Source organism: Enterococcus sp. AZ020 (genome assembly GCF_050499205.1).
GTDB classification, from domain to species: Bacteria; Bacillota; Bacilli; order Lactobacillales; family Enterococcaceae; genus Enterococcus_L; species Enterococcus_L dunnyi.
In genome coordinates, this window is record NZ_JBIPAT010000001.1 from 2,345,386 (window position 1) to 2,361,961 (window position 16,576).

At 37.7% G+C, this 16,576-nt stretch carries 18 protein-coding genes; 13 read left to right on the forward strand and 5 right to left on the reverse strand.

Features of this window, described 5'->3' with window-relative positions:
- Nucleotides 1-76: 76 nt before the first annotated feature.
- From IGI58_RS11185 to IGI58_RS11195, 3 genes are all read right to left on the reverse strand, one after another.
- On the reverse strand, nt 77-1,408 hold the full coding sequence (locus IGI58_RS11185; protein WP_088271163.1) for a PTS sugar transporter subunit IIC: 1,332 nt from the start codon (nt 1,406-1,408) through the stop codon (nt 77-79).
- Between the two features lie 276 nt (nt 1,409-1,684).
- The gene (locus IGI58_RS11190; protein WP_429953324.1) at nt 1,685-2,455 is read right to left on the reverse strand and encodes a MurR/RpiR family transcriptional regulator; all 771 of its coding nucleotides are present in this window, start codon (nt 2,453-2,455) and stop codon (nt 1,685-1,687) included.
- A 194-nt stretch (nt 2,456-2,649) separates the two neighbouring features.
- A complete protein-coding gene (locus tag IGI58_RS11195; protein ID WP_429953323.1) occupies nt 2,650-4,155 on the reverse strand; it encodes an amino acid permease in 1,506 nt (501 codons plus the stop codon).
- 102 nt (nt 4,156-4,257) lie between these two features.
- On the opposite strand from IGI58_RS11195, the gene IGI58_RS11200 reads away from it, so the two are divergent.
- From IGI58_RS11200 to IGI58_RS11220, 5 genes are read left to right on the forward strand one after another with little or no spacing between them, the layout of a single operon-like run.
- Nucleotides 4,258-4,686, forward strand: coding sequence for a GAF domain-containing protein (locus IGI58_RS11200; RefSeq protein ID WP_429953322.1), 429 nt, complete (start codon nt 4,258-4,260; stop codon nt 4,684-4,686).
- 9 nt (nt 4,687-4,695) lie between these two features.
- A complete protein-coding gene (locus IGI58_RS11205) occupies nt 4,696-5,715 on the forward strand; it encodes a sensor histidine kinase (RefSeq protein ID WP_429953321.1) in 1,020 nt (339 codons plus the stop codon).
- On the forward strand, nt 5,712-6,359 hold the full coding sequence (locus IGI58_RS11210) for a response regulator (RefSeq protein WP_429953320.1): 648 nt from the start codon (nt 5,712-5,714) through the stop codon (nt 6,357-6,359). Before IGI58_RS11205 ends, IGI58_RS11210 begins: the two co-directional genes overlap by 4 nt.
- Before the next feature lie 9 nt (nt 6,360-6,368).
- On the forward strand, nt 6,369-7,106 hold the full coding sequence (locus tag IGI58_RS11215; RefSeq protein ID WP_429953319.1) for a CbiX/SirB N-terminal domain-containing protein: 738 nt from the start codon (nt 6,369-6,371) through the stop codon (nt 7,104-7,106).
- On the forward strand, nt 7,094-7,540 hold the full coding sequence (locus tag IGI58_RS11220) for a precorrin-2 dehydrogenase/sirohydrochlorin ferrochelatase family protein (protein WP_087642197.1): 447 nt from the start codon (nt 7,094-7,096) through the stop codon (nt 7,538-7,540). The genes IGI58_RS11215 and IGI58_RS11220 overlap by 13 nt, the downstream gene beginning before the upstream one ends.
- Nucleotides 7,541-7,586: 46 nt before the next feature.
- On the opposite strand, the gene IGI58_RS11225 is transcribed toward IGI58_RS11220, so the two are convergent.
- The gene (locus tag IGI58_RS11225) at nt 7,587-8,006 is read right to left on the reverse strand and encodes a hypothetical protein (RefSeq protein ID WP_429953318.1); all 420 of its coding nucleotides are present in this window, start codon (nt 8,004-8,006) and stop codon (nt 7,587-7,589) included.
- Between the two features lie 175 nt (nt 8,007-8,181).
- Here IGI58_RS11225 and nirB point away from each other — a divergent pair, with 175 nt between their 5' ends.
- The 7 genes from nirB to IGI58_RS11260 all read left to right on the forward strand — a co-directional run bounded on the left by nirB (nt 8,182) and on the right by IGI58_RS11260 (nt 15,114).
- Nucleotides 8,182-10,584, forward strand: coding sequence for a nitrite reductase large subunit NirB (gene nirB / locus IGI58_RS11230; protein ID WP_225534960.1), 2,403 nt, complete (start codon nt 8,182-8,184; stop codon nt 10,582-10,584).
- A 1-nt stretch (nt 10,585) separates the two neighbouring features.
- Nucleotides 10,586-10,891 (forward strand): nitrite reductase small subunit NirD, encoded by a 306-nt coding sequence (gene nirD, locus IGI58_RS11235; protein ID WP_429953317.1) that lies wholly within the window; start codon nt 10,586-10,588, stop codon nt 10,889-10,891.
- Nucleotides 10,892-10,893: 2 nt separating this feature from the next.
- Nucleotides 10,894-11,877, forward strand: a complete 984-nt coding sequence (cobA, locus tag IGI58_RS11240; protein WP_429953316.1) for a uroporphyrinogen-III C-methyltransferase — start codon at nt 10,894-10,896, stop codon at nt 11,875-11,877.
- A gap of 182 nt (nt 11,878-12,059) precedes the next feature.
- Nucleotides 12,060-12,845, forward strand: coding sequence for a formate/nitrite transporter family protein (locus IGI58_RS11245; RefSeq protein WP_429953315.1), 786 nt, complete (start codon nt 12,060-12,062; stop codon nt 12,843-12,845).
- Between the two features lie 48 nt (nt 12,846-12,893).
- On the forward strand, nt 12,894-13,802 hold the full coding sequence (hemC, locus tag IGI58_RS11250; protein ID WP_225534866.1) for a hydroxymethylbilane synthase: 909 nt from the start codon (nt 12,894-12,896) through the stop codon (nt 13,800-13,802).
- Complete coding sequence (locus tag IGI58_RS11255; RefSeq protein ID WP_429953313.1) at nt 13,799-14,479, forward strand: uroporphyrinogen-III synthase; 681 nt, start codon at nt 13,799-13,801, stop codon at nt 14,477-14,479. The genes hemC and IGI58_RS11255 overlap by 4 nt, the downstream gene beginning before the upstream one ends.
- A gap of 101 nt (nt 14,480-14,580) precedes the next feature.
- On the forward strand, nt 14,581-15,114 hold the full coding sequence (locus IGI58_RS11260) for a dihydrofolate reductase family protein (protein ID WP_429953312.1): 534 nt from the start codon (nt 14,581-14,583) through the stop codon (nt 15,112-15,114).
- A gap of 62 nt (nt 15,115-15,176) precedes the next feature.
- Here the strand turns inward: IGI58_RS11260 and IGI58_RS11265 are convergent, their stop codons facing one another.
- Nucleotides 15,177-15,791, reverse strand: coding sequence for a CPBP family glutamic-type intramembrane protease (locus IGI58_RS11265; RefSeq protein WP_429953311.1), 615 nt, complete (start codon nt 15,789-15,791; stop codon nt 15,177-15,179).
- A gap of 332 nt (nt 15,792-16,123) precedes the next feature.
- On the opposite strand from IGI58_RS11265, the gene IGI58_RS11270 reads away from it, so the two are divergent.
- The gene (locus IGI58_RS11270; RefSeq protein ID WP_225534870.1) at nt 16,124-16,570 is read left to right on the forward strand and encodes a CopY/TcrY family copper transport repressor; all 447 of its coding nucleotides are present in this window, start codon (nt 16,124-16,126) and stop codon (nt 16,568-16,570) included.
- The last annotated feature ends 6 nt before the right edge of the window (nt 16,571-16,576 follow it).

Sequence of the window (16,576 nt, forward strand, 5' to 3'; positions counted from 1 at the left end):
CTCTGCACAACTGGGAGGAAACATTTGAACGGATCAGTTGTGCGAGAGAACTAGTCGGTAACTTAGCTTAAAAAGGTTACGCTTGTGCTTCGATTTCTTCCAATGTTTCTTCTGTGATCGGTTGATTTGTTTCTTGAGCATAGTTGATTGCATCCATTTTTCTAGCGAACGGTAAGTAGATAAAGAATCCAACTGTTAAAACAAATGCTTGTAACAAGGCTGCTTGCCAACCGCCTACTAATAATCCAGAAATGATCGGAGGGGTTGTCCAAGGAACTTGAACGGCTGTAAATAATGGAACTAAACCTGTATACAAAGCAAAATACGTAATGATCGAAGAAACGACCGGTGTCAAAATAAATGGAATCGCCATGATAGGATTCATTACGATCGGTGTGGCAAAAGTGATCGGTTCATTGATATTGAAGACTGCAGGTCCGATAGATAAACGACCTAATTGTTTAAATTGCGCTGATTTTGCAAAGAATACCATGTAAACCACTAAACCAAGGGTCATTCCAGCACCTGTAACAGTCAAAAATTGATCTAAAAATTGTTGGGTAACAATGTGACCACCGTTAGCAACTGTCAATTCTTTTCCAGCGTTTAAAATATCTGTATTTTCTAATGAGTTTGCTTGTAAAATAGGTCCCATGATTCCACCAACGATCGTTGATCCGTGAACGCCGAAGAACCAGAACAAAGGAACTAAGAAGCCAAGAACTAATGCGCCGCCTAATGAATCAGTAACTCCTTGAAGTGGAGATTGCAGTACTTCGTAAATAAAATCAAAGAACGTTGTTTTAAAGACTTTGTCAAAGAAGATATAGACAAACATCGCACCAGTGATCAAAGCCGCAGCTGGGATCAAGGCTGTAAATGAGTTTGCTACGTTTTCTGGTACAGCTTCAGGCAATTTGATGCGGATATCATGACGCAAGAACCAGCTGTAGACCCAACCGACGATCAAACCAACGATGATTGCTGTGATCATCCCTTTTCCGGCTGTCCAGTCTTTATTGATAATATTACCGATCGTTACGCCGCTTTCTGCATCTGTGATTTCAGCAGACATGAATAAGATAAACACAACAAGAGAAATCATCCCAGCTGGCAATCCTTCAAACCCTTCTGTTTTAACATAGGAATAGGCGATCCCTATAACCGCGAAAACAGACATAATAGCAAATGAAGCTCCATAAGCCTGATTGAAATAAACGACAAGACCACTTTCTGTGATCCAATTGGCAACAGATTCGATCGGTAGGTTTGCTAATAAAAGGAAAATCGAACCGACGATCGTAAATGGCATAGTATAAAGCATCCCATTTCTTAGTGCGGTGATCGCTTTCGTATTTACAAATTTTAAAACAGGGGGTAGGACTTTCTCATTGATCCATTCGTTCATTAAAAATCTCTCCTTTGTTCTGAGTTTAGGTAAATAAAAATAAGTGCATGTAGTGTATTCAAAAAAAGCGGCCGTCTTTTTCGAATGAATGAATACGTTTACATACATACTATAAGGGAGTTTTTCTTTTTTTAAAATAGTTTTGCTGTTTTGAGAAACATGTTCCAGCTGAAAAAACAAAAAAGGTCTGAACAAAAACTGTTTTATAGTTTTTGCTCAGACTTTAATTCTTCATAAACGATAGCTAACAGTCGCTTAGCGAACATTAGCTCGTTTTTATGGTCTTTTTTGAGAACTTCTTTCTGAATATTCCTTACTTGCTTGATGCGCAAGCAGTTCGATTAAAGCGACAACTGGAATTTGAGTTGTAATATTGATAAAAGGATCGGCAAATGATGAGCGTTCGTCCGGCATATAATAGGAGATGTTGTAATCAGCTAAACGAGCAATCGTTGAGTGTTCATCGTTTGTGATACTCAAGACTTTTGCCCCAGAACGTTTAAAATCAGTCACTTGCTTGATCACTTCGGAAGTTTCACCAGAGACTGAAAGAATGATAGCCAAAGTATTTTCAAACCCTCTTTGAGGAATAGGTGTGAAGGGATCATCAATACTATAGGCATTGATCCCCATATTTGCAAAATAACGACTGCCGTAACTCCCTAAAATGCCGCTGGTCCCAATCCCTGTAAATACGACATGACGATTTTCAATGATCATAGTAATTGCTGGTTTTAAGGTTTCGTAATAAGTTTGTTGATTGATCCGTTTTAAAAAAGAATCAACATGAATCGTTGCTGTATAATATTGCTCGAAAGATTGTTGTTTTTTTTGTTCAGCCTCTTTTTTGAGTGCATATTTTAATTCTGAAAAACCATCAAAACCCATCTTTGAACAAAAGCGCAAAATGGTTGAAGTTGAAACATGACAATCAGCAGATAATTGCCGGATCGTTAATTTTGGGATCGTTGTCATGTGCTCTAGTATATAATGATAAACTAGCATTTCCAGCTCATTTAGTGATTGAACTTTCTCTAGATCAAACAAAAAAATTCCTCCTACATGCAAATTAGATAGTTTAGCCTAAAAATAGGGAAGTCTTCACTTTGTATTGTACAGGAAAGTGAGTATTTTCGCTTGTTTATCTACTTTTCATGAATAAAAAGAGAGTGAGCCGAAAAGTTTTCTCATTTTGCCTCACTCTTTAAAAACAAATAAATATTTTTTTCTCAAAAAATCCGTTACTTTAATGTATATTGTTCCTGTTTCAACTGGAAATTGTTATAGAGCAGGTAAGCGATCAAAGTAAATAGTAAAGGGCCGATCAATAAAGAAACACTTTTCATCACTTCCCCTTGAGAAATCGGCTGATATAATTGAAAGCCAATTGCTAAAACAATGCTGAAAACGACACTGCGGCTGATGATTTGACTTGACTTTTTTGACTGAATAAAGCCGAATGAACCAGCTGTTGAAAGCTGTTTCTTTTTAAAAGCGGGATAGGCAAGAGCGACCAGTAAATAAGGGATCGCTCTAGAAATATTCGTCATCAATGTTAGTTGATTATACAAAAATACGACATACTGGCTTCCGAAGCTGATCCCTAAAATAAATAAACTGACTAGTACACCTTGAACCAATAAAGCATTTGTTGGCATATTATATTTATTTTTTCGTTTAAGCCATGGATGCCAATAGTGATTCGGTGTGCCTTCTACCAGTGTTCGAATCGGCAGATAAGAAATTGTCGATAGTAAACTGATATATGATAGTAATAGCGTTAAGGCTGTGAAACGAGTAAACAGTTGGGCCAATAATCGACAAGAAGTATCATTGAAAGAAAATGATTGACCTAAGGAATAACCTAGATTTTTCATCATTTCATACATCAGATTGCCCAAGTGTATCGTGTTATTTGCTTTTAAATGAGTTAAATTATTACCGCCACTCCATAATAAGATACCTAGGAAATAGCTAAGAACTACTAAAATACTGCTGAAAATCAACAATTTTGGAAAGTGTTTTTTTTGTTCACCAGTTTTATCTACTAGGCTGGCGATTGTGTCTAAACCACCAAAAGCAGTGATTGCAAAAATTAAGAAGGACCATTGTTCGATCATCGGTTGTTTGATACCGGAAGAAGGGGTTCCACCAGCAAAACTCGCTGAGAGATTAGGTAAAATATCTGAACTATTTGTAAGCCACAGCCATAAATTGCCACTCAGACTGAGACCGATCAAAATGGTCATCATGATCCCGCTCATGTACAAAGCGGAAGCAATTCCTTTGAATCCCCGACTGACAAAATAAAAGGTCACACAAACAGCAAACAAAGACAATAGCCCAATCAAAACAGAAGTTGATAAGAATGGTAAGGGGCTGTTCTTTTTTGTTAGATCTTCACCAAACGCTAGGATAGATAAAGGAATCCATAGCTTCATAAATAAACTGATCATCCAGATAAAATAGCTGCAATACCACAAGAAAGAGGCAATAAAAGCCACCTTTTCTGAAAGATGGCCTGCCAGCCATTGATACAAGCCGCCAATATGATTTTTATATACACCTGTAAATTCTGATATAATGATGGCGTAGGGAATAAAATAAAAGAGTGCTGCACCGATAAAATACGGTATAGCTTTGATTCCCATCAAGAAAAACGCGGTAGTCATGCTAGAGAAAGAAAACACGGTCATCGTAATGATCATGATCAAGCGTTTAGAACTAAATACAGTAGTTGTTTTCATAAAAAAATCCTTTTTTTATATAATTGATATAGGCTTAAGGATAAGAGAATGTGAGAAGGAATACAAGCTTTTTATTAAAAATTAGGGAATAGGAGTAGGAAGATGGGAGATCAGATTCAAAGAAAAATCGATCAAATCAAAGCAGAGCTTCACGTTGATTTTACGGCATTAGCGTTGTCTACCATCAGTGATCAAACCAATTTACGAGTGATTCGCTGGCAGTATGTTTCGGGTAATATCAATCAGCATTATCGTCGTATTCGTCTTCAAGTGGGGAAAGGAATCGGAGGAATTGTTTGGCGGACTGGCCGTAGCTATCAGGCGACACATTTACAAAGTCAGCCGGAGCAATTGATCGAATTGCCAATCACACGAATGGAAAAACTGGAGACCGTAGTAGCTTATCCTGTGATGGATATAGGTGAGGTCAAAGGTGTTTTACTTGTTGGATATCGTGAGGTAAAAGAAGTATCAAATGAATTTATAACTGCCGCACAAGATAAAGCAAATGAACTAAAGGTTTATTTATAGGAGTTAAGAATGAGAAAAAACACATTAGAACAGACTTTTGATGCTGCAAATGATGCATTATTCTTATTTGAAAATGATCGATGTATCAAATACAATAAAGCAGCGAATGAACTGAATAAAGCTTTTCAAATTCATTTACCAAAGATTTTAGAAATTGCCAAAGGTGAAGGCTGTATGCTGCATTCAACAATGGATAAATGTTTGGACTGCGAAGTCAGAGCGGATTGGGATCAAGGTGCTTTTCCACTTATTTTAATGACGGTGACTGGTCGTCAGGAACAATTTAGCGGCAGTTATACTGAGGTAAATGAGACCACTTCTTTATTGAGTCTGCGTCGTATTGCAGTAGAAGAACGAATGCAGCAGATGATCCAAAACAAGCGTTTGATCGAATATGTGAATCAAGCACATGAAAATGAACGCCGAGCTTTGTCTCAGGAGCTTCATGATGGATTAGCACAAAGCATTTATAGTTTGATGCTTGAAACACGGCAGCTGAAATGGATGGATCGATTAGATGGACTTACGGAGAAGCTGCAAAAAATCGATGATGATTTTGTTTCATTGCTTAGTGAAGTGAAACAATTGGCAGTCGATCTGCGTCCAGCGGCTTTGGACGATTTAGGTTTGATTCCGGCAATCGAAGTCTTACTTCATCGATACAAGGAGACGACAGGCCTTCATATTCATTTTATTCCGGTAGTACCCAGCAAACGATTTGCAGAGAACTTGGAAACGATTACGTATCGTGTACTGCAGGAAAGCGTGATGAATAGCGTGAAATACGCAGATGTGGATGAATTATGGGTAACCTTGAGTGAGCGGAATGCTCATTTGGTGTTGACTGTACGGGATCATGGAAAAGGATTTGATGTTCATTTGGTCAATGAAAATAGTCAGGGATTAGGGCTTTTACACATGCAGGAAAGAGCTGAATCGATTGGTGGACATCTAGACATTCATTCTGAAAAAGGTGAAGGAACGACGATCGTTTTGCGTTTACCGATTGAACGGGAGGAAGTAAAATGAACATTATTATAGCAGACGATCATGCAGTTGTCCGAAGCGGATTACGTTTATTGCTGGAAGGACATGAAAATATAACTGTCGTAGGCGATGCAGCTGATGGAACGGAAGCTTTTATGTTGCTGGAAAAATTTCCAGTGGATATAGTATTGATGGATCTGCGAATGCCACCAGGGGAAAATGGGTTACAAACAACCCGCAGAATCAAAGAAAATTTTCCAAAAGTCAAGACGATTATTTTAAGTATGCATGATGAAGAAGAATATGTTCGTAAAGCTTTGGAGTATGGCGCCAAGGGGTATATCCTAAAAAGTTCACCGGATACTGTATTACTAAGAGCAATCGAACAAGTTGCAGTTGGCAAGACTACTATCGATCCTTTTTTTGGACAATACAGCAAAGAAAAGTGGTGCAATGAGCGGAAAACTATTGAAAAAGATAATAAATATGAGCGTCTTTCAAAACGTGAACGGGAAGTATTACCATTGGTGGCACTGGGGTACAGCAATAAAGAAATTGCTGAGCGGCTTTTCATTTCGGTAAAAACGGTTGAGGTCCATAAATCCCATGTGATGAAAAAGCTGGAATTTGAAACCTTTACTGAACTTTTGCAATATAGTATGAAACATCAACTAATCGATTTATGAGGTGAAAAAATGATAGGGATTCTTTATGTCTTTCACGGCAGTCAAAAAAATGAAAAAAATCAGGCAGCAATGACATTTATTCAACAGTTGCAAGAAAAATTACCAACCAACCTTGTACAAAAAACAGCATTTCTAGAGAATCATCCCGATACTATTGCAGTTATCGCAGAACGATTGATTGAATCTGGTGTTGAAAAAATAATCGTTGTGCCAGTATTACTATTTGCTGCCAAGCATGCATTGGTTGATATTCCAGCAGAATTAGCGCATGTTAAAAAAGCAGATCCAACAGTTCAATTTATTCAAACTGAAACATTTGGCAGTAAAAAAGGCAGCCGAGCTGTTTTACTCGAGCGCTTTAAGGCAGTTTGTGAAGAACAGCCGAATGATGAAATGATCGGCTTTTTGGTGGCTCATGGCACAAAAAAAACAGAAGAACCTCAGCAAATATTAGTAGAAATTGCTTCAGAAATTGAACAGCAGGTCGGCTATCCAATAACAGCAGTCAGCTTAAAAGGGCAAGAAAATTATTTAGAGATCATTGGTGAGCAGCTGGATAAAGAGCGCAAACCAGTCATCGTTCCTTTCTTTTTATTTGACGGGCACTTGATCACGATCATGAAGAATAAACTAGCAGAAGTGTTTCCAACAACTAGCTTTATTATTACACCAACGTTAGAGTTTGATTTTCGAATTTTGAGTGATTTAGAAGAAATCGTTCGTGAGGCACTAGCATGTATCCAGTAATGCTTGACTTGACAGAAAAGAAAATCGTGATTATTGGTGGCGGTAAAATTGCTTTAAGAAAAGCAAAAGCAGTTTTAGAGGCGAACGGTACAGCTACGATCATCGCACCAAACATCTTACCGGAATTTTTTAAGCTTAGTGATGTTCAATTGATTGAGGCTCTCTATGAACGTAAGTATATCGAAACAGCACACTTGATTTTTGCTTGCACAGATTCTTTCACGATCAATCAGCAAATTGTAAAGGATGCCGTTGACTGGCAGTGGGTCAATGACTGTAGTCACAAAGAAAATAGCAATTTTTACAACATGAGTACAATCGAACAAGAAGATTATTTGATTGCTTTATCTTCTTATGGAAAGGATCCAGCTAAACTAAAAGAGAAGCGAAAAAAATTGGAAAATCTATTGAATTTAAACCATTCAACAAATTAAGTAAAAAACGACCATGACCTATTTGACGATAGGACATGGTTATTTTTTATAAATAGGATTTAATAATTTTTTCAAAGTCTTTATTAATAAGGTTGTTAAAAGCAATGTTGATAAAAACTTCCTGACCATTATTCAAAAGCAAAACAGGATAATAACTAGTTATAGGGTTTTTATGCGGGGTTAATTCTTTATAAGTAATCTCTTTGATGTCAGCCCTTTTTATAACTATTTGTTTTTTTACATTCAATAAAATCGCATGTTCATGAATGGCGATGTGATCGGCTCTTTTGAATATAAGGAAAAAGAGCCCAATCAAAATAAAAATAGATCCAATAATATATCCAAATAATTTGGCATATATAAAATTGGCTCCGACAGCAATTACGATTCCTAAAACAGTGAAAACCAGTCCGTTTTTCAAACTATCTGTTTTGGATTTGTATAATAATTTTCCAAGCTCGTTCATTTTTTCTTTCACTCCTTTCCCTTAGTATATCATAATGCTTTTCTATAGATGATCGCATACTTGTAGTTAATTAGGTAATTCCCTAATAGGCAGTATTCATACTTATTGTTATGCTGAAAACAGCAAATTATTGACTAGATTGCTCAATCAATCACAAAAGGGGATCATGAATAAAATGAAAGAAAAGCTTGTCTTAATTGGAAATGGAATGGCCGGAGTTCGTACGATTGAAGAAATTCTTGATCGTGATGCAAAACGTTATCAAATCACGATCATTGGTGAAGAAAAGTATCCGAATTATAACCGTATTATGTTGTCGAATGTACTGCAAAAGAAAATGACAGTTCCTGAAATCGTTACAAATCCGTTGGAGTGGTATGAAGAAAATCAGATCGAACTGATCAATCATGATCCAGTTGTAAAGATGGACACCGCAGCAAAACAAGTTATTACACAATCAGGTAAAGAAATTTCTTATGATAAATGTATTGTAGCAACAGGCTCTAGAGCATTTATTTTACCAGTAGAAGGAGCAAACCTGCCGGGTGTGGTTGGTTTTAGAACGATCGATGATACAGAAAATATGCTGGAAGCAGCTCAAAAATACCAAAAGGCAGTCGTGATCGGTGGCGGTTTACTTGGTTTAGAGGCGGCTAAGGGTCTTTTGGATCAAGGGATGGACGTCACAGTTGTTCACTTAGAAAAATGGTTGATGGAAACGCAACTGGACGAAAAAGCTGGCAAAATGCTGCAAGCTGATTTGGAAAAACAAGGACTAAAATTTTTGATGGAAAAAATGACTCAAAAAATTCTAGGAGAAGATCGTGTCACAGGCTTGGCTTTTAGTGATGGCACATCGATCGAAACAGACATAGTTGTAATGTCGATTGGGATTCGGTCAGAGACAACGGTTGCTAAAGCAGCGAATATTGAAGTCAACAGAGGAATTGTCGTAGATGATTTTATGCATACCAGTATTGAAGATGTTTATGCAGTGGGGGAATGTGCTGAGCATAACGGTAACGTCTACGGCTTAGTTGCGCCATTATTTGAGCAAGGCAAAATTTTAGCAGATGTTTTGACCGGACGTGAAGCAAAACCTTATAAAGGAAGTACGACATTTACTTCGCTAAAAGTATCTGGCTGCGATTTATATTCTGCTGGCAATATCAAGCAGCAAGAAGGTGTAAATAGTATTGAAGCTTTTGATGGTATCAACTACACTTATAAGAAAATTTTTGTCAAAGAGGATCGAGTGGTCGGTGTTGTTTTATACGGAGATACGAGTGAAGGAAATCGCTACTACAATATTTTAAAGAAGAACGAAAGTATCGAAGACTATACACCTGTTTCATTACTGCATATGGTGGGCGAAGAAGCGAGTGCCGATGTTAGTGAATGGCCGGATGATGAGGTGATCTGCGGCTGTAACGGGATCGATAAAGGAACGATCATGACGGCTATAAGAGAAAAAGAATTAACATCTGTTGTAGAGGTCACGAAGCACACTAAAGCTGGCGGCTCTTGCGGAAAATGTAAATCAGTCATCAGTGACGTGTTGGCACATGCGTTAGGCGGAGAAGTGGTTTCAGCTCCAACAGGAATTTGTGGCTGTACAGACTTAACAAGAGATCAGATCGTTACACAAATTTATGCGAAAAAATTAACGTCTTCAGAAGAAGTATATCGTGAATTAAACTTTATTAACCCAGAAGGATGTCCCAAATGTCGTCCGGCAATCAATTTTTATTTGAATGTTGCTTGGCCAAAAGAACATGACGATGAAAAAGAATCTCGCTATGTCAACGAACGCTTATATGCCAATATTCAAAATGACGGAACGTTTTCGGTGATCCCAAGAATGCGTGGCGGAAAAACGAATCCCCAACAATTATTGCTGATTGCAAAAGTTGCTGAAAAATATGATGTCCCAATGGTAAAGGTGACAGGAAGCCAACGAATCGGTTTGTATGGTATCAAAAAAGAAGATCTGCCAAAAATTTGGGAAGAATTGGATATGAAAGCGGCGGGTGCTTATGCTAAAGCTGTTCGCTCTGTGAAAACATGTGTTGGAGCAAACTTTTGTCGCTTTGGCACTCAGGATTCTATGGGACTGGGAATTAAATTAGAACAACGGTATGAATTTATTGATACACCACATAAATTTAAAATGGGGGTTTCTGCTTGTCCAAGAAGTTGTGTGGAAAGTGGCGTGAAAGACTTCGGAGTCATCGGCGTTGAAAATGGGTACCAAATCTATATTGGCGGAAACGGCGGGACAGAAGTGAAAGAAGCGCAACTACTAACAACGGCTGAGACAGAAAAAGAAGTCATCGATATTTGTGGAGCAATGCTTCAATATTACCGGGAAACAGGAATTTATGCAGAGCGTACAGCGCCGTGGATCGAACGGATGGGCTTTGAAGTTGTGAAAGAAGTATTGCTAAATCCTAAAAAACGACAAGAATTATTAGCCACATTAGATCAAGCGGTTGAGGGGCGTCGCGGTAATCCGTGGGATGAAGTTATTGAAGATAAACAAATACGGGAAGAATTGTACACAGTAGGGAGAGTCTAAAATGAAAAAAGTTTTTGTTGCCCGCCTAGATGAATTAGCATCAAGAATGGGAAAAGAAGTCATTGTTGGAGAACAGAAAATTGCCGTTTATCGTTTAAGCGATGATCGTGTGAAAGCGATCGAAAATATTTGTCCTCATAAGCAAGGACCTTTAGCTGAAGGAACGGTCTCTGGTGAATATGTCTTTTGCCCACTACATGATTACAAGATCAATCTGAATGATGGGCAAGTCCAAGAACCAGACGAAGGCTGTGTTCGTGCCTATGAAACGCTTATTGAAGAAAATCTTGTCTACGTTATGGTGTAGTTATGAAAAAAGTTTATTTTGTCGGAGCAGGTTCGGGAGATCCGGAACTATTGACATTAAAAGGGAAACGAGTGTTGGAAGAAGCTGATGTGATCATCTATGACCGTTTAGTTCATCCTGTGCTATTGTACTTAGCTAAAGATTCGGCCCGTTTTATTTATAGCGGTAAATACCCTAAGAATCACGTGTTAAAGCAAAAAAATATTAATGATCTATTGTTGGAAGAAGGAAGAAAACAGCAGTGTGTAGTGCGTTTAAAGGGCGGCGATCCTGGTATTTTTGGCCGCGTCGGTGAGGAGATCGCAACGTTAAAAAGTGAAAACATCAGCTATGAAATTGTTCCAGGTGTTACTGCTGCATCAGCTGCAAGCAGTTATAGCGGCATCCCTTTAACTCACCGAGAATGCAGCAGTAAAGTAACTTTAGCAACCGCTCATCGTCAAGCTGGTGAAATGGTTGATTTTAAAGGTTTGACAGAAAATGGAACGATGTGTTTATACATGGGCATAGAACGAGCGAAAAGCACGCAGAAAAAACTTCTAGAGCAAGGTGTCTCGAATAATTTACCAGTAGCTATCATTGAATGGGCGAGCCTTGGTCGTCAGCGTACTGTAACAACGACGCTTCAAAAGTTGATTCAAACCATTGAGGACAATCACATTCAAAATCCGTCATTGATCATTCTAGGAGAAGTAGTAGCTTACCGCAAAGATACAGACTGGTTTGAGGAAATGCCATTATTTGGACATAAAATTTTATTGATCGATACGCAAAAAATCAAGTTTGAAACAATTCTCTCGTATACGCAAGAAGGTGCAGACGTTTACGCCATTCAAGTTGGTGAAACTCGAGATCGTAGATATGATGAGGTCCACCAACAATATTTGAAGGATCATTCGTTCAATGAAGTTGTTTATTTGGATCAGGGAATAGAAACGAGATATAACAAACAATGGGATGCTTTGAAAAAAGAAATAACTTTTTGATATTTTAAATGTTTTATTTTGAAGACCTAAGTTGGTCAGTTATGTTATCTAGCTACATGAGCCGGTCTCTCGAAAAAAGATAAAAGTTGACTGAGGACCAAAATGCCTCGGTCATGTTTTACTATTTTATAGTCAAGACTAAGATGGCTCATTTCGCTTTTAAATTAAGGAGATGAAATTTTATGGGGTCACTTCAACCGCCAGAAATAGTTGATGTTACAATTGAAAAAGGAGTCCAAAAAGCTCGAGCAAGTGTGTTGACATTGGCTGCTTTGGGTTTTTTAGCTGGGATGTTTATTGCTGTTGCAGGAGTCGCGATGATTCGTGCAATGGGAACGATGCCGAAGGAGTGGGGTAGTCTAGTTAATGTGATTGGTGCTGCTGTTTTTCCATTTGGTTTGATTTGTTTGCTATTAGCTGGAGGTGAACTAGTGACAGGTAATATGATGGTTGTTACTATGGCTTTGTTTGCTAAAAAAATCAGTGGAAAAGATTGGCTGCGAAATATTGTGATCGTCACGATTTTTAATTTACTTGGTTCTCTATTTGTTGCCTATTTTTTTGGTTATCTAAGTGGCGCACTACTAGGAGACTTTTCAGAGCGCGCGATTCAGGTTTCTTTGGGACGAACAAAAGATACGTTCATACAAGGGTTTCTTTCAGGAATCGCCTGTAACTTTTTGGTCAGTACCGCTGTTTATCTAAATTTTGCAGCGAAAGATTTTATTGGGAAAATTGTAGGAATCTTCTTGCCGATCATGGGTTTTGTGATTTGTGGATATCAACACGTAGTAGCAAATATGTTTTTGATCCCTATGGGAATACTTTTGGACGGAAATACATGGGGTGCTTTCGGAAAAAATATGGTTAGTGTTTATTTAGGAAATATCATTGGCGGTGGATTTTTTGTAGCTGGTTTATACTTTTTGGCCTATAAAGTAGGTACGCGTCGGTTGTCAAACAAGTAAAATCTAGTATGATTATAGGATAAGAAAACATAAAGGAAGTAAAAAGAGATGAAAACTGTCCGTGTCGGTACTAGGAATAGTCCACTGGCTATGAAACAAACGATGATTGTTTTAGAATTATTAAAAGCAGTGCAAAAAGATATTACTTTTGAAATTGTACCTATGACTACTAAAGGAGATCAGTTACTTTCTGTTAGTCTATCTAAAATCGGCGGTAAGGGATTATTTGTCAATGAAGTAGAGCAAGCTTTGCTATTAGGCAAGATCGATTTTGCTGTGCATAGTTTAAAAGATATGCCGGCAAATATGGTCGATGGATTAACGTTGGCAGCATTACCCAAAAGGAGTGATCCAAGTGATTGTCTGATTTTTCGTGAAGTTGATACAGTAGCTCAGCTACCTTCTGGGGCAAAAATCGGTACAAGTAGCTTACGACGTGAATTTCAAATGAAGGAACTCAGAGAAGACATACAAGTAGAATCGATTCGTGGCAATGTAGGTACTCGTTTGAAGCGGATGGAAGAAGAAAAACTTGATGCCATTGTTTTAGCAACTGCTGGATTAAAACGACTAAACTGGTTTGAAGAACCTAGCTATCCATATATTCATTTGACATGTGAGCAGTGTATACCAGCGGTTGGTCAGGGAGCATTAGCGGTAGAATGTCGTAGTGATGATCTAGAGATGATCGCATTTTTAAGTCAGGTCGATGATTCTTTAACAAGAAAATTGGTTATGGAAGAACGTGCTTTCTTAGCTGAATTGAATGGAAATTGTGATATCCCTATCGGTGCATATGCAGCCAAGTTGAGTAAGGGCTATCGATTTTCAGGATTTTTAGGAGATAAAGAACTACAAAGGTCTTTTAGTGAGACAGTTACTGTACAAGATATAAGGGGTGTAGGTCAAATGATGGCTAAGCGGTTATTAGGAAAGATCGATCAGGAGAAAAAATGAAAAAGATACTTTTGACACGAATGATTGAAGATAATAGAGATGATCGAGTTTATTTTCAAGAGCAAGGATTTGAGACTGTCGAAATACCCTTGATTGCTTTAAAGCAGCATAGTCATCCTACATTTGGTGACGAGTTAAAAAAATGCGAATGGATTTTCTTAACGAGTCAACATGCAGCTAAATTTTTTTTAGAACAAGTGAGAGAAGAGGGAATGATGCAACAGCTGCACTCAAAAAAATTTGCTGTTATTGGGACTAAAACAGCAAAAATATTGTTGAACAATCACTTAGAAATTTTTCTTGTAGCACCAGAACCGACTAAAAAGAGCCTATTTCATTTTTGGCTAGAGCATCAGACAGAATCTACGTCGATTTTTTATCCTAAAAGTAATTTAGCAGACTCAGCTTGGGAAGATATTTTGTTGAATCAAGGGCATACACTTTATGCACCTGTTATTTATATCAACTTTTTTCCAGATGAAAGTAAAAAAAAATTACGGAGATACTTGAATGAAGAGGAGTTCGCAGCTGTTTATTTTGCTAGCCCATCGTTGTGGGTTCGTTTCTTAACTCTGTATTCAGAGTTAAGACTAGAAAAGATGCCCGTACTCTATTGTCTGGGAGAAACGACCAAAAAAGCAATCAAAAAGATGTGCTATGATGCAATCGTAAAATAGGAATCTATTTCAAATCCAATGAAGTAGACAAACTGATTGACTAGAAAAACAAATCTAGTACAATGAGTAGACTAGCATGAATACTTTAAAGGAGGAGCATAATGAGTAGAGAAATTATTTTATATATTGCGGCAAGTTTAGATGGATATATCGCTGAGATGGATGGTAGCATTGATTTTTTGGGTGGCGGAGCGGAATTGCTTGAAGATGAAACAGGCTACCAAGAACTGATGGCAAAAATCGATACAGTAGTAATGGGGCGGACGACCTATGACCAAGTGGTAAATGAATTAGCCCCTGATCAGTATCCATACGAGGAGCAAACTTCTTACATTATCACAAGTCGTACGAAAGATGATTCAGAAAACCTTATCTTTACAAATCAAGAACCAGTTGATCTGGTCAAAACATTAGCAAAAGAACAAGGAAAAGCAATCTGGATCGTTGGAGGCGGCAGTATTATTGCACCTTTAGTTGAAGCAAATTTGATTGATACCTACATTATTACAACAATACCAGTAATATTAGGTAAAGGAATTCCTTTGTTCAACGAATTTAACGGTCCAATCAATCTCACAGTCGAAAATGTTTATGTAAAAAACAATATGGTTTATACAACTTACTCGAAACAATAAAAATAAGATCGGTCTGTCATGGGGAGTTTGACAGACCGATCTTATTTTTTTAACAAATGATTTTAACCTATAGATAAAGCAATCAAATCGATCAATAAATGGGTGATCCAAGAAGCCCAGATGCTTTTTCCAGCTTTTAGATAGATCAAGTTTAAAATCAAACGAGCAACACTTTGTAATAATAATACATGCATGACTGTTGAAAACAATGAGCCGTCCCAATAAGAAGGAATGTGCAGAAGACCAAAAATAAGGGCACTCAACAAAGTACTGCTTCTTAAAGATAAACCTGAACTCAACGAACCTTCCAAGACACCAATACCAAGTAATTCCTCACCCATCAGCATAAAAGGGATCATAAAAATGATTGAGCCTAGATTGCCTGATTCAGGGTTGGCTGCCCAATTGAATCCGATTGCTTGCGCGATCACTCCTACCGAAAGGGCGACAATAAAATAGCTGATAACACCAACTGGGATCAACCATAATCTATGAGGCATTTTAAAGGCTTGTTTGCTGCTTTTTCCAAATGCTAAAATCCATGCCAAAATACCTCCAACAAAAAGCCCACTCCAAGCCCATGAAATAGTTGTTAGACTTAAAAAGCCAAGTAATAAAAGGAAAGCAGCGCCGATAAGTCTAGGGGTAGAGCTGTGCATCGTTTCGTTTGTTTTCATAAAAATACCTCTTTCTAAAAAGTAATGGTTGTGCAAAGAAATGATTGTTAAAGATACCATGCTAACTCTAATGTTTAGTTAAGTATAATGGCTTTCGCCTAATAAAAAAAACAAGTTGCTTTCACAAATCAGGGAATGATATGAGTATACATTGATCAAAGCGATTCATCGAAAAAGGTCCTATATTTAATACCATGATTTATTTTCAAATCAGATAAATCAGAAGAAAAAAGAATCATCTGTTGACAAAGATGCAAGAAACGACTATTATTAGAATATAAAAAGACTACGTGTGTAGTTGTTTTTTGGAATACGAGTAAAGGAGACTTCCTATGTCTGATAAGAAAAAGACTTCAGCGATCACCGATGCAGAGTGGGAGATCATGCGCGTTGTTTGGACTAAAGAAGAAACAACTAGTAAAGAAGTCACTGAGATTTTGAATGAAAAGACTGAGTGGAAAAGCACGACTGTGAAGACGTTGCTTAGTCGACTAGTAGAAAAAGAAATGCTTGGAACAAAGCGCAATGGGAATAAATTTACCTATTTTCCGTTAGTCGAAGAGCGTAGAAGTATCGAAGTTCTCTCAGAAGATCTATTGAGAAAGATCTGCAGTAAAAAAGTGGGAAAGGTATTAGAATCGATCATCGATAATAGTACTTTAAGTTTCTCAGATATCGACCAGCTGGAAAGTCTTTTGCAAGAGAAAAGAAAGACAGCTGTTGAAGTTGTTCCTTGTAACTGTATTCCTGGTCAATGTCAGTGTCATCATGTTCATTAATCAAAT

What these genes read in the sequence shown, in the direction of transcription:
- IGI58_RS11185 (WP_088271163.1), bottom strand. Translation starts at nt 1,408, where the DNA reads ATGAACGAATGGATCAATGAGAAAGTCCTACCCCCTGTTTTAAAATTT.
- IGI58_RS11195 (WP_429953323.1), bottom strand. Translation starts at nt 4,155, where the DNA reads ATGAAAACAACTACTGTATTTAGTTCTAAACGCTTGATCATGATCATT.
- IGI58_RS11200 (WP_429953322.1), top strand. Translation starts at nt 4,258, where the DNA reads ATGGGAGATCAGATTCAAAGAAAAATCGATCAAATCAAAGCAGAGCTT.
- IGI58_RS11205 (WP_429953321.1), top strand. Translation starts at nt 4,696, where the DNA reads ATGAGAAAAAACACATTAGAACAGACTTTTGATGCTGCAAATGATGCA.
- IGI58_RS11210 (WP_429953320.1), top strand. Translation starts at nt 5,712, where the DNA reads ATGAACATTATTATAGCAGACGATCATGCAGTTGTCCGAAGCGGATTA.
- IGI58_RS11215 (WP_429953319.1), top strand. Translation starts at nt 6,369, where the DNA reads ATGATAGGGATTCTTTATGTCTTTCACGGCAGTCAAAAAAATGAAAAA.
- IGI58_RS11220 (WP_087642197.1), top strand. Translation starts at nt 7,094, where the DNA reads ATGTATCCAGTAATGCTTGACTTGACAGAAAAGAAAATCGTGATTATT.
- IGI58_RS11225 (WP_429953318.1), bottom strand. Translation starts at nt 8,006, where the DNA reads ATGAACGAGCTTGGAAAATTATTATACAAATCCAAAACAGATAGTTTG.
- nirB (WP_225534960.1), top strand. Translation starts at nt 8,182, where the DNA reads ATGAAAGAAAAGCTTGTCTTAATTGGAAATGGAATGGCCGGAGTTCGT.
- nirD (WP_429953317.1), top strand. Translation starts at nt 10,586, where the DNA reads ATGAAAAAAGTTTTTGTTGCCCGCCTAGATGAATTAGCATCAAGAATG.
- cobA (WP_429953316.1), top strand. Translation starts at nt 10,894, where the DNA reads ATGAAAAAAGTTTATTTTGTCGGAGCAGGTTCGGGAGATCCGGAACTA.
- IGI58_RS11245 (WP_429953315.1), top strand. Translation starts at nt 12,060, where the DNA reads ATGGGGTCACTTCAACCGCCAGAAATAGTTGATGTTACAATTGAAAAA.
- hemC (WP_225534866.1), top strand. Translation starts at nt 12,894, where the DNA reads ATGAAAACTGTCCGTGTCGGTACTAGGAATAGTCCACTGGCTATGAAA.
- IGI58_RS11255 (WP_429953313.1), top strand. Translation starts at nt 13,799, where the DNA reads ATGAAAAAGATACTTTTGACACGAATGATTGAAGATAATAGAGATGAT.
- IGI58_RS11260 (WP_429953312.1), top strand. Translation starts at nt 14,581, where the DNA reads ATGAGTAGAGAAATTATTTTATATATTGCGGCAAGTTTAGATGGATAT.
- IGI58_RS11265 (WP_429953311.1), bottom strand. Translation starts at nt 15,791, where the DNA reads ATGAAAACAAACGAAACGATGCACAGCTCTACCCCTAGACTTATCGGC.
- IGI58_RS11270 (WP_225534870.1), top strand. Translation starts at nt 16,124, where the DNA reads ATGTCTGATAAGAAAAAGACTTCAGCGATCACCGATGCAGAGTGGGAG.